Origin of the sequence: Corynebacterium pilbarense, from assembly GCF_026930265.1 — a bacterium.
Taxonomy (GTDB): Bacteria; Actinomycetota; Actinomycetes; order Mycobacteriales; family Mycobacteriaceae; genus Corynebacterium; species Corynebacterium pilbarense.
This window is the reverse complement of sequence record NZ_JANRML010000010.1, coordinates 12233-25092: the sequence shown is the minus strand read 5'-3', so window position 1 is coordinate 25092 and position 12860 is coordinate 12233. Positions and strand designations below refer to the sequence as shown.

The window sequence follows — 12860 nt, the reverse complement described above, 5'->3', positions numbered from 1 at the left end:
TTCGGTCGGGATGAGCGTTGTCCGGGTCAATATCCAGCCTCACATGCTTGCATGGGCGCTGGATAGCACTGGCCTGCCGGAAGCTGAATTGAAGAAGCGATTCCCCAAGCTTCCACAGTGGCACTCGGGTGAGACTCGCCCAACGCTGAAGCAGGCGAGGGAGCTCGCGAAGCTTGCCCGCATTCCGTTCGGCCGATTGCTATTGGACGAGCCGTCGGGTGAACGAGTGGGTGTGACGGACTTTCGGACCGTCGGGAACAAAACGATGGGCACCGTGAGTGCCGACTTGCGGGAAACTATCAGCTCGAGTCAGAACAGGCTCGCTTGGTACGCCGATTTCGCTGCTGAAGAGGGCATCGCCCCGCCGACGATGTATGTCTCGGCCACGATCGAGCAGGATCCGGCTGAAACGGCAGAGCGAACCAGGGAACTTCTTGGTATCGAGAGAGGCAAGCCACTCCCGGGAAGCGACAAAGTAGCCGAGCTCGCTGCGGCCATGGAGGAAGATGGAATCTTAGTGGCGAGAAACTCGATTGTCGGGAACACAACTTCGAGAAGGCTCAGCGTCGGCGAGTTCCGAGGCTTCACGATCGAAGACGGCGGCTACGTCTTGGTGTTTGTTAACACCGCGGATGCCAAAACTGCCCAGTTGTTCAGCTTGGCCCACGAATTGGGCCACGTTGTTCTTGGGTGCACCGGTATCTCTGATCACTCTGAACATGCGGACGTCGAGCGTTGGTGCAACCGGTTCGCTGATGCGGTGATCGCTCCGTCGGAGGCAGTGGAGTTGGCCTTCACCTCATGCAAAGAAGCTACGAATGCGGCCGGGGTACACGAAGCGCATCCAGCCGACCAGCACGAAAGCGGGGGCGCTCCCCCATTTCGCACAGTGGTGTGCTCGCGCGTAGGCAGTCGTTTCTTCGACTCGATCACTCATGCTTGGAGCCATGGGCAAATCGCGGATAGCGAAGTGTCCCGCCACCTTGGGGTCAGTACTTATGCGACGCTCTCCAAGCTCGTGAATACGTAATTCCGTGCTCTAGACCAGCACTTACCCTGCAGCACCCGCGTTTGCCCTTTACCGTCACCAGCATGACCATTTTGATTTCACTCATTGAGGCGATCGCGGCTGTCGCCGCAGCAGTGCTGGCCGCCATGGCTCTGCAGACATCGAAGCAGGCCAACGAGCTTGCTGAAAAGACCCGCGACGACAGCCAGAAGTTCAAGGACGAGGAACGCGAAAAGGACGAGGAGCAACGGCGCAATGCGGTTGCGATGAGCGTCTACGCCTACTGGGCGAAGCGGGACGATAACCAGTGGGGAGTGGTGATCAGTAACAAGGGCCCGCGTGCGACGGTGGTGAAGGATTTCCGGGTGGAGGTCAAGTGCAAGGACAAGGAACGGACCTGCCACGAGTCTCACCAGATGGTCGCGCTTCCGGTGGGTGAGTTCTTCATCGAGCACAAAACGACGAAGTATGGCTGGGGCAATCTCGTCTCCATCAACGAGAACGAGAGGTTTAAGCCCGTGGTGTACGCCAACACCTGGCGCGTGGACAAGATCAGCTTCATCGACCACCTCAACGAGCAGTGGACCTACACGCCAGAGGCTGGCTACACCCACCAGCCAGTCATCTAGCTGGCGCCCCAACACCAACGCAGTTTCACGTGAAACGTCCCGTCGTCATCCCTAGCTCAAACACTCGTCCGATATAAACCTCCCCCGCATCGGGCGCGCCGGATAACCTGCCTAGTATGTCTTCTCCCACGCAGGAAGCAGCGCCGGAAGCGCGCACCGACAACGCGGCGAACTCCACCGCCTACGCGCCGGGCCTCATGGTCAAGGTCCGCGACGAGCTGTGGCTGATCACCAGCATCATCCAGTCCGTCGACGGCTACCTGCTCAAGGTTCGCGGCCTGTCGGATTACGTGCGCGACACCACGGCGAGCTTCTACACCGCCATCGATGACGTGGAGGTCTTTGATCCCGCCAAGGTGGAGGTCGTCCCGGACCGCTCCCCCGGCTACCGCACGACGCGCCTGTGGCTGGAGACCACCCTGCGCCAAACCCCGGTGCCGCTGTACCAGGAGCAGCTCTCGGTGGCGGATCAGATGCTCATGGACCCGCTGGATTACCAGCTCACCGCCGTACGCAAGGCGCTTTCCGACGACAACCTCCGACCCCGCGTCCTCATCGCCGATGCCGTCGGCCTGGGCAAGACGCTCGAGATCGGCATGATCCTCTCCGAGCTGATTCGCCGCGGCCGCGGCGAGCGCATCCTGGTGGTCACGCCGAAGCACATCATGGAGCAGTTCCAGCAGGAACTGTGGTCCCGCTTTGCCATCCCGCTGGTGCGCCTGGACTCCACGGGTATCCAGCGCGTGCGTCAGATGCTGCCGGCCAGCCGGAACCCGTTTACGTACTTCCCCCGCGTGATCGTGTCCATGGACACGCTGAAGAGCCCGAAGTACCGCGCCCAGCTGGAGAAGGTGCGTTGGGATGCGGTGGTGATCGATGAGATCCACAACGCCACCAACGTGGGCACCCAGAATAATGAACTGGCCCGCACCCTCGCCCCCACCACGGAGGCGCTGCTGCTGGCGTCTGCCACCCCGCACAACGGTGACCCGGAGAGCTTCAAGGAGATCCTGCGTCTGCTCGACCCCACCGCCGTGTTGCCCAACGGCGAGATCGACAAAGACGCGGTGTCCCGCCTGCTCATCCGTCGCCATCGCCACAGCGACGAGGTGGCGAGCGTGGTCGGCGAGCAGTGGGCGGAGCGCAAGGAGCCCGAAAACATCCCGGTGGAAGCCTCCGCGGAGGAAAACGCCGTCGCTGGCGAGCTGGAGCAGACCTGGATCCACACGAACGCCAACCCGGCGAAGGACCGCCTGTTCCCCTGGACGTTGGTCAAAGCCTTCCTCTCCTCCCCCGCCGCGCTCGGCGAGACCATCGACAACCGCCTCAAGCGCGTCCCAGAATCTGACACCAATCAGCGTCAGGCCCTTCAACGCCTGGCAGAGCTCAACGCCAAGGTCACTCGTCAGAACTCCAACAAGTACGCCGCGTTGGTGAACTACCTCCAGGAGATCGGCGTGGGCAAGGGCAAGAAAACCCGCGCGGTGGTTTTCTCCGAGCGCGTGGCCACGCTGCATTGGCTCAAGGAGCACCTGACCAAGGATCTGAAGATGCCGGCAGCTGCGGTAGCGGTCATGCACGGCGGGCTCTCGGACGAAGAGCAGATGCGTCTGGTGGACGAGTTCAAGCGAGAGGACTCCAAGCTGCGCATCCTCATAACTGGCGACGTGGCGTCGGAAGGTGTGAACCTGCATACCCTGTGCCACAACCTGATCCACTACGACATCCCGTGGTCGCTGATCCGCATCCAGCAGCGCAACGGCCGCGTGGACCGCTACGGGCAAACGGAGCCCCCGCAGATCGCGGCACTCCTGTTGGACACGAAGCAGGGCGGCTACGTGGGCGAGCTGCACGTGCTGGCCAAGCTGATCAACCGTGAGAACGAGGCGCATGCGTTGCTTGGAGACGTCGGCTCGCTCATCGGCAAGCACACCATCAACGGCGAGGAAGAGGAGATCCGCAAGGTCATCCAAAACCAGGCCGGCTTCGACGAGGTGGTGAAAACCCCGGAGCAGATCGCCAACACCGACGCGGAGTCGGAGGAAGACCTCATCGACTTCTGGCTGTCGGGCTTTGGGCTTAGCGACGACCCTTCGGGCACCCCTGCCCCAGGCCAAACCGTCACACCAGCGCACACCACCAGCCTGTACGCCTCGGAGATCAGCTACCTCGAAGACGCCCTGAAAGAGGCCTTCTACGGTGCCCCGGAGAAACCCCTCGGCGCCAACGGCGTCGCCTACGAGTTGGGCAACAACGGCGTCGCCGAGCTCGCACCGCCGGAGGACCTGCGCCGCCGCCTGGACATCCTGCCGCAGGACTACCTGGCAGACCGCAAGGTCCGCGAGAAGTTCCTCTTGGCCACCAACACCGCGGTGGGTAACACGATTCTGCGCAACGCCCGCACGGGCCAGGACGGCTCCACATGGCCCAAGGCCCACTTCTTAGGTCCCCTGCACCCGGTGACGGACTGGGCCGCCGATCGCGCGCTGGCGTCGCTGTCGTCTGGCCAGATCACCGCTATCGCGGGCGAGGTGGACATGCCCACCGTGCTGCTCATGGCAACCCTGACTAACAAGCGCGGCCAGGTGGTCTCCCGCGCCTTTGTCACCGTCGCAGGCGGCATGTTGCCCAAGACCATTGAGGACCCGGTGGCCTGGCTGCGCAGCGTCGGGCTGACTGAAAACGCCATCAACCCGGAGACGCTCACCCTGCCCGACAACGCGCAGGAACTCGTCGCCTCCTCTGTGGAGGTGGCGGGCAACCAGCTCCAGCCGATGATGGCCGCGGCCCGCAATCACGCATCACAGCGCATCAAGTACTGGATCGACCGCGCCGACCGCTGGCAGCACACCAAGGACGGCAGCCAGACAACCGTGCGCGCAGGCCGCTCCGCGAACCTCATCGCCGAGGAGCGCGCGCTGATCGCCTCGCTTGAACCAGACCGTGAACTTATCCGCCCGCTCGTCCTCGTCCTGCCGAAGGAGCAGTAGATCAATGGCTACCTACGACTCAATCATCAACGTCGATGAGTGGATCAGCGACCACTACTTCACCACCGACGAGACCAAGGGCGAATCTTTCACCAAACGCGTGAAAAACCGCACCAAGGAGTGGGCACAGTTGGAGGAGGAATCCAACACCCCCTCCCCCATCAAACGCTTCCAAGCCGAGCGCGGAGAGCTGCAGCAAGCCTTTGCGACGCAATCGCCTACCGACGCCCTGGTGCGCACGGCATTCAGCTACGGCGCACACACAGCGCAGACCTACACCCGCGCAGGCGAGAAGTTCACCTACCAGGGCTGGGTGGGCAACGCCGGCACCCTGGTGGTGATCAGCGCCGAACCGAACGAGGACACCACGGAAGAAGACCTGACCACGCTCCCGGTCACCGGTGGCATCGCCACCGAGGGCAAGGAGCCCGAGAACGCGAAGGTGTCCAAGCTGGTCGGCGACTTGTTCCTCGCCGCCGAACCGCCGGAGTTCATCGTGGTGCTCGCCGGCGCGTGGGCAATCGTTGCCGAACGCGAGTCCTGGCCGCTCGGGCGCTACCTCGCCGTGAACCTGCAGCTTGCGGTCGAGCGCAACGACACCAAGAAGGCTGGCGAGCTCGAGCGCGTCGCGGTGATCCTTGCGCGTGAGAACCTGGAGCGCGCCGCGGACGGCACCACCTGGTGGGCGGAGACCCGCGAGGAATCCCAGCAGCACGCCGTGAAGGTTTCCGGCGACCTGCGTGACGCGGTGCGCGAATCCATCGAGATCATCGGCAACGACGTCCTCGACCGCCGCCGCGACCAGAACCTCTCGCTCGACGGAGTCGACGGCAACGAGCTCGCGCACCAGTCCCTGCGCTACCTCTACCGAATCCTGTTCCTCCTCTTCGCCGAAGCCTCGCCGGAGCTGGCCATCCTGCCCACCGGCGCACCGGAGTACGTGGAGGGCTACGGTCTAGACCGCCTCCGCGACCAGATCCTCAACCCGCCCGTGACCGACAAGGCGCGCCGGGGCACCCACCTGTACGACTCGTTGCAGCTGCTGTTCACCCAGGTCAACGACGGCCATGAGCCGCAGGAAGTCGCCGGTGCCGACGAGGACGCGCAGAACGAGGGCCTGACCTTCCGCAACCTGGAGGCGGACCTGTTCAAGCGTGAGGCCACCTCGCTCATCGACGAAGTCAAGCTCTCCAACGACGCGCTGACCCGCGTCCTGCAGAACCTGCTGCTGTCGAAGGTTTCCGCCGGCAAAGACCGCGGCTTTATCTCGTACGCGACCCTGGGCGTGACCGAACTCGGCCAGGTCTACGAGGGCCTGATGTCCTACCACGGCTTCATCGCCCAGGAAGACCTCTACGAGGTCGCACCGAAGGGCGACGCCTCCAAGGGCTCCTGGGTGCTGCCCACCCACGCCGCGGACTCCGTGCCACAGGACAGCTTTGTCATGGAGACCAAGCAGATGGAGGAAGGCGGCACCGCCAAGACCCGCCGCCTCCACCCGGAGGGCTCCTTTGTGTTCCGACAATCCAGCCGCGACCGCGAACGTTCCGCGTCCTTTTACACCCCGCAGGTACTCACGGAGTTCACCGTCGGCCAGGCCATCGAGGTCCTCCAGGAAGAAGGACGCATCGCATCCTCCGAGGACGTCCTCAGCCTGACCATCTGCGAGCCCGCCATGGGCTCCGGCGCCTTCGCCGTAGAGGCCGTCCGCCAGCTCGCGGAGCTGTACCTGAAGCTGCGCGAGGACGAGCTGGACACCCAGGTGGACCCGGAACAGCGTGCCGTCGAGCTGCAGAAGGTCAAGGCACATATCGCTTTGCACCAGGTCTACGGCGTGGACTTGAACCCCACCGCGGTGGAGCTCGCCGAGATCTCCCTCTGGCTGGACACCATGACCAGCCAGCTCAAGGCCCCATGGTTCGGCCTGCACCTGCGCCGCGGCAACTCCCTGATCGGCGCGCTGCGCTCCACCTACTCCACCGCGCAGCTGAAGAAGCGCGAGTGGCTCAGTTCCGTGCCGCGCCGGGAGCCGGTAGAGAACCTGGCCGAGGCTATCGATGCCGGCGAGACCAAGGACATTAACGCCGCCGGCCGTATCCACCAGTTCCTCCTGCCCTCCTCCACCTGGGGAGCTGCAGCGGACGCGAAGGACCTGAAGAAGCTCGCCGCCGACGAGATCAAGGCCATGAAGGCGTGGAGACGCTCCGTCACCGGCAAGGCCCCCACCAAGGAACAGACGAAGAAGCTGACCAACCTCGCCGCCCGCGTGGAGTCCCTGTGGGCCATCACGCTGTCGAAGATGCGCATTGCGGAAGAGCAGATCCGCCGCGACATCGACCTGTGGGGCCGCGAGACCGAGCACACCGCGAAGAACGTGCGGCGAGAGCAGATTGAGCAGGAGCTGCTACACGACGCCGAAGGTGCCTACCTCCGCCTCCGCCTCGCCATGGATGCCTGGAACGCCCTGACCTTCTGGCCTCTGACCGAGGTGGATTCCCTTCCCGACCTTGACGAATGGCTGGCTACCCTCACCGACCTCCTCGGCGTAGACACCCAAGCCCACGACGCCAGCCAGATTCGCCTGGCCAGCGCCACCGACTGGGACGAGCTTGTCGAGCTCGAGCGCACCGAGATCGGCCTCTCCGGCGCCCGCAAGATCGAGACCGTGCTGGAGAACCACCCGTGGCTACAAGTGGTGCAGTCCGTCGCCGCCGATCAAGGCTTCTTCCACTGGGACCTCGACTTCGCCGCCGTTTTCGCCCGCGGCGGCTTCGACCTCCAGGTGGGCAACCCGCCGTGGGTGCGGCCACGCACCGACCTGGACGCGCTCTACTCCGAGGCCGACCCGTGGTTCTCCCTCGCCCACAAACCGACGCAAGCGGAAAAGAAGTCACGCCGGAAGCAGTGGAATGAAGACGAGGCGACCCGTGACGTTGTGTACCGGGGCATCGGCGAGTCGGTGGCCACTTCTGCCATTCTCACCGACGTTACCCGGTACCCGCACCTCACCGGTCAGCAACCGGACCTCTACCGAGGGTTTATGGAGCGGACGTGGGGCAATGCTTCTGATGAGGGCATTACCTCACTAATTCACCCAGAATCTCACTTCACTGAAAAGAAAGCCGCATCACTACGGCGCGAAGCATATTTGCGCTTAAGGCGCCACTGGCAGTTTGAGAACCGTCTTCCGTTGTTCGAGGGGCCAGACAGCAAGCAGACCTTTAGCGTCAACGTTTCGGCGCAAATTCAAGATCGCCCTAGTTTTCTAAATGCTTCGTCTCTGTACCATCCTCGCACTGTACTGGCTTCACTCGCCCATGATGGGAGTGGACCCCAGCCCGGATTCAAGACAGATGACGGGGAATGGGACCTTTCACCTCATCGATTAAGAATCAATGCGGTTAACCTTAAAGTGCTGCAAGCCTGGAATTTGTTCTGGCAGGACGAAAACTCGACACCCCTTGAGACTCGTATCGTCTATTCAGTAAATCAGTTGTCTCAAGAGCTGCTTTCCGCTTATACGGGTTTTCCTTCCCTGGCTACGCTGGGCCTCCAGTCATCGCGAGGATGGGATGAATCGATTGACAGGCGGGGTGGCGTCTTCGACTATCGCGAGGCTGGTGAGGCGAACGCTTGGGATCAGGTAGTGGTGAAGGGACGACAAATCCGAATCGGGCTGCCAATGGCGCAAGAGTGCGTGATGCAAAACCGAGCTGCGAAATATATTGATATAGATCTCGAGGCTCTGAATCAGGACGATGTTCCGAACTCCGAGTACGTGCGTTCGCCAGACGTGACGCGTGAAAGTTACGGGAGTTGGAAAGACCCCAGTTCTGATTCGACTATTCCAGTTCTCGATTGCTATCGAATTTCTTGGCGGTTAATGGCACAGGTCAAAAATGCGAGATCGCTATTTGTGGCTATCCTGCCACCTGATGCTGCCCACATTAATGGGATTCAAAGCGCCGGCCCGGTACGTCGTTATGAAGACATCGTGGCTGCGGCGAATCTGAGCACCATGGCGATGGATTTCATCGTTCGCTCAGCAGGTTATTCGAACCTTTACCCTTCCTCCGTGTTTTCGCTTCCATTTGTTCAAGACGCAAGGCTCGATACGGTCATGGGCGAGCTATTTTTGCGGCTAAACGCCCTCACTGACGCTTACGCCCCGTTGTGGCACCAAATGACTGGGGAACTTTGGCGATCTGACACTCCGTTTCGAAAAGCCGGCGATCGGTACCGAGCTCAGAATGAAATTGACGCCATAATGGCCCATAAGCTGAGACTGACTAGTTCTGATCTTGTTGCGCTCTACGAAACGCAGTTCCCCGTTCAAAAGAGAGCTGACAACCGAATAGTGCTGGATGCTAATGACAGGCAAGTGCCGACGGAAATATTAAAGCGAAGTGGATCTATGACAGGTGCCGGATTGAATTCATCCGACAGAACCTGGGTTCATCCTCAGTCAGGCACTACTTACGTATTTGAGTTGCCATTCCGAGCGATGAATCGAAGCGCAGACCTGGAAAAGGCGTGGTTAAAATTCGCCGAATCTTAAGGGCGTGCCATCCAGCCATGCATGATTTACAGGATGCAGTTTCCAGTGGTGCGGCGTTATGACCAGGAGGATCGGTTCGATGCGAATGGTCGGAAGGTGCCGAAGGAGATGGCAATGGCGGACGCGAAGTCGAAGAACGGTGCGGAGTAGTCGGATCGCACGTGAACGCATCCGCAGTCGGGTGTGGAGAACGTCTGGGAGTACCCGTTTAGGCCGATTCGAAGAATGTAATGGTAGCGCCGCTGTGACTATCTGGTAGCTACGACGCTGCTGCCAGATACAAGATTGCAACAGATTAGGCAGGTGTAGCGGTAGGCGGATATGCAAGATTGGAGAGGGATGGTGCGTGGTGGTCATTCCTTTTGTCGAGATTTTGAAAAAGGCCCCCACTTCTTTTTAAGAGATTGTGAGTATTCGGTCTCAATTTCTTCAACGGCGTGCTTACCAGCCTCGAGTACAGTTTTGAATTCCTGATTCACCCGGAAATTGATGGCTGTATGAACAAGGTTGGAACGCCATGCAGCCAAAGACTTGTCCAACTGTGCGGAGGTCTCATCCGTATGGGCCGTTAAGAATTCAATCTCCTTGTCCGACAGAGGGCTTTGAGCCTCCGAGACCTCGCGGAGCTCGCGCACTAGCTGGCGGAAGGTTGCAGCAAGCTTATTTCCTTGCTCCTCCTGGGCGTCTTGTACCTCCACTAGCTCTACAAACGCTTCTTCAATCGCAGCATCAAAATCATCAAGAGCGTCTAACAGCTCTTTATTTTTGGTTACTAGTCTCAATGCAAGTGATTGGCCCCGGAGATCTCCCAAGTAGCGGTCTATGAACCCGGCTATACGGTTAGCCTCTATTTGATAGGCGTGGCGCTTTGTAGATGGATCCTTTTCCTGTTTCTGAAGTTCGATGTTTGTCGCTTCGGAGGCGTAAATATGTTCATGAAGTTGCCCTTGAATGCGATTTGTCTCTCTAATGAAAGTGGATGTGGCAGTTGAAAGTTCGAGTCGCCGAGTTTCCATTAGTTCGACGATGAAGTGTCTGGACGTCACTTGACGCCCAAGATAGACGCCCGCAAGCGACGAGACTGCGACGATAATCGGGGGAACTACATCACTCCACATAGAGGCGATCGTATTGGATAAAATGTTCTCCTTCAGGAATGTCTGGTGAAACAGGAATGTCTGGTGAAATTGTTCACGAAGCTAACTCAAAACTGGGACCTGACCGGGTGGATTCCTATGTTTATCCTTTACCTAGCTTTACGAGTGTCTTTAAGGCGGCTTCTGAGATTTTGTGTTTAAAGCGACCGTGACCCGTTGAGACTTCAAGGGTTAATCGTTCAGCGCCAGCCGCCTCTTTCTCAAAAAGCTCCGAGAAATCGCGTGCGGATATCAAGAATGTTTCTGAGCTGCCTGGTGGTATTTCTTTCGGCGGGCGGTTCACGACGAAGGCTTCGCGCCAAAAAACCAATTGCCGTCTATCTGGTAATACGAAATAAAGCTGGTTAACAGTTGTTTGGAGTCTTCCAGCGTTGTCAATGGTTATACCGACACAGGGAAACGTTCCTAACGGTCCAGCGGTGACTGAAGGCGCTACGGAGAGCTTGAGTCGGGCACCACTGTTTCGCCAAGAATATATCGACCAGCCAACAGAAGCCCCAGAGAATATTAGCGCGATAAAAGAGATAGCCAACGCCCAATGTTCGACATGCACTGTAGACATCCTCCACAGATGATTAACGCAGAATGTAGCGGACTTTTTCGTCGAAGGTAATCGACAGAGAAACGCCACGAATACTTTCTACCTTCGCGAAAAATTTGGCTCCAATCGCTGATGTTACGCGGTTCACGATGTTGGGCGTCCACTTACGCCAGGCAGACGGTAGTATCAGGCTGTCCACAGAAATTGTTTAGAAGTTCGATCTTAGGAACCTTGGGGCTGGAGAGAAAATGGCTAGAACGACCGAATTTAACCACGATACCCTTGCGCATCTACTGCACGATAATAAACTCAGGATTCCGAATTTCCAGCGTGCGTACGCATGGGATGAAGACAACGTCAGAGACTACTGGAATGACATCATGCGCGCCTTTGAAAACGGCCGCTCATACTTTCTTGGGACAGTTGTGCTCGCAGAGATCGAAGATGACGCGGGCCGTAAATCAGTTGTCGATGGCCAGCAGCGCATGGTCACGACTGCCCTGACAATGTATGCGATTAGCGCGGAACTCATCCGGCAAGGCAAAGACAAAGCCGGCAGCAAGATCTTTTCGGACTATATCGCTGATTACGATCTCCTAGAAGAAGAAACTGTTCCCAAACTGCTTCTCGGGCCAGATGACCACTTCATATACGACAAAATTATTAACAGCTATAGCGTTGATGAAATCCGATCAGAGCTAACAGGAAAACATCCCTCGGTCGCGGTTCTGGATGCTTACGAGTTACTTGAAAAGAAGGTGGCTGGTCTTGCCGAAGAGAGTGGCTACACGCGCCTGGTCGAGCTGTCCCGATACCTGAACGAGGAAGCTCAAGTCCTCCTCGCAGTAGCGTCGGGCTTGTCTGAGGCGTACGTCATCTTCGAGACACTCAACGACCGCGGAGCAGATCTTACTATCGCGGATTTATTAAAGAATTTTTTCCTCAGCACTGCTGGAAGTCATGGCGTCGATGAAGCGTTGAAGCATTGGACAGAAATCTCAAGCTTTTTTGATGATTCCGAAAAACTCGTTTCCTTTATTAGGGCGGATTTCACTTCTCGTTGGGGAACGGTAAAGAAAAAGGACCTTTACTATGAACTGCAGGAAAAAGTAGGTCGAGGGTCGAGAGAGACACTCGCTTACTTGAGGGAACTCAATCTAGCTAAAGCGAGCTATGCAGCATTAAGTTCCCCAGACTCTGACTTCTGGTCGTCGATTGCAACTGATATCAAAGACGATTTGATTGCGAACCGACGTTTTCAAATTGAAGTACCTAACGCCATGTATTTGGCCGCGATGCGACTTTGGCGGCCAAAAGACTTCTGTGAGCTGATTCACGTAGGTACTGGGTGGTCCATTCGCGCTATTCTCACAGGAGTAATGGGCGGAGGAACTGCGGAACGAGTTTACGGGGAGCTTGCCCACGGAATCAGCAGCAAACAGCTTAAAACCGTTGAGGATGTTCGGCAGCGGATGCTTCAGAAGGAATTCCTGCCCAACGATTCTCAATTCAAAGCCGGATTGTTGGCAGTTTCCGATGGCAACATGTCGCGGGCTAAATACCTATTAGCGATGGTTGAAAAGCAGTACCGGAAAGAGAAGGAACTATCGGTCGAAGCGGCGACTTCCTGGGACGCGAAATCGGTAAGCGTGGACCACATCGTCCCGCGTTCTAAGAATGTGGTCGTAGGCGCAGACGGCAAAAACTCTCTCGTTAAAGAGCGGCAACATTCACTGCCTAATTTGGCACTGCTCGAACGGTCTGTGAATAACAGCATCGGCGATCTGGAATATCCGGAGAAAGGACCGAAACTTGCAGACTCTGAGTTCCTTCTAACAAACGAGCTTTCCGCTTTAGACGAGTTTGGCGATAAGGAAATTGAGGATCGAGAACACCTTATTCTGGATCTAGCAATGAAAGCGTGGCCACTTTAGGTGACTAACCACCAAGCGGAAGAAGGGGAAGGAATTAGACTC

At 58.3% G+C, this 12860-nt stretch carries 7 protein-coding genes; 5 read left to right on the top strand and 2 right to left on the bottom strand.

Features of this window, described 5'->3' with window-relative positions:
* Nucleotides 1-43: 43 nt before the first annotated feature.
* From NUW87_RS08180 to NUW87_RS08165, 4 genes are all read left to right on the top strand, one after another.
* The gene (locus NUW87_RS08180; RefSeq protein ID WP_269028006.1) at nucleotides 44-1030 is read left to right on the top strand and encodes an ImmA/IrrE family metallo-endopeptidase; all 987 of its coding nucleotides are present in this window, start codon (nucleotides 44-46) and stop codon (nucleotides 1028-1030) included.
* 62 nt (nucleotides 1031-1092) lie between these two features.
* Nucleotides 1093-1638 (top strand): hypothetical protein, encoded by a 546-nt coding sequence (locus tag NUW87_RS08175; protein WP_126858165.1) that lies wholly within the window; start codon nucleotides 1093-1095, stop codon nucleotides 1636-1638.
* 116 nt (nucleotides 1639-1754) lie between these two features.
* Nucleotides 1755-4628, top strand: coding sequence for a DEAD/DEAH box helicase (locus tag NUW87_RS08170; protein WP_269028005.1), 2874 nt, complete (start codon nucleotides 1755-1757; stop codon nucleotides 4626-4628).
* A 4-nt stretch (nucleotides 4629-4632) separates the two neighbouring features.
* On the top strand, nucleotides 4633-9186 hold the full coding sequence (locus tag NUW87_RS08165) for an Eco57I restriction-modification methylase domain-containing protein (RefSeq protein ID WP_269028004.1): 4554 nt from the start codon (nucleotides 4633-4635) through the stop codon (nucleotides 9184-9186).
* Nucleotides 9187-9539: 353 nt separating this feature from the next.
* Here NUW87_RS08165 and NUW87_RS08160 read toward each other — a convergent pair whose 3' ends face one another.
* Both NUW87_RS08160 and NUW87_RS08155 read right to left on the bottom strand, forming a co-directional pair.
* Nucleotides 9540-10202, bottom strand: a complete 663-nt coding sequence (locus tag NUW87_RS08160) for a hypothetical protein (protein WP_269028003.1) — start codon at nucleotides 10200-10202, stop codon at nucleotides 9540-9542.
* A 223-nt stretch (nucleotides 10203-10425) separates the two neighbouring features.
* On the bottom strand, nucleotides 10426-10905 hold the full coding sequence (locus tag NUW87_RS08155) for a hypothetical protein (protein WP_269028002.1): 480 nt from the start codon (nucleotides 10903-10905) through the stop codon (nucleotides 10426-10428).
* 227 nt (nucleotides 10906-11132) lie between these two features.
* Between NUW87_RS08155 and NUW87_RS08150 the strand changes: the two genes are divergently transcribed.
* Nucleotides 11133-12818 (top strand): DUF262 domain-containing protein, encoded by a 1686-nt coding sequence (locus tag NUW87_RS08150; protein WP_269028001.1) that lies wholly within the window; start codon nucleotides 11133-11135, stop codon nucleotides 12816-12818.
* The last annotated feature ends 42 nt before the right edge of the window (nucleotides 12819-12860 follow it).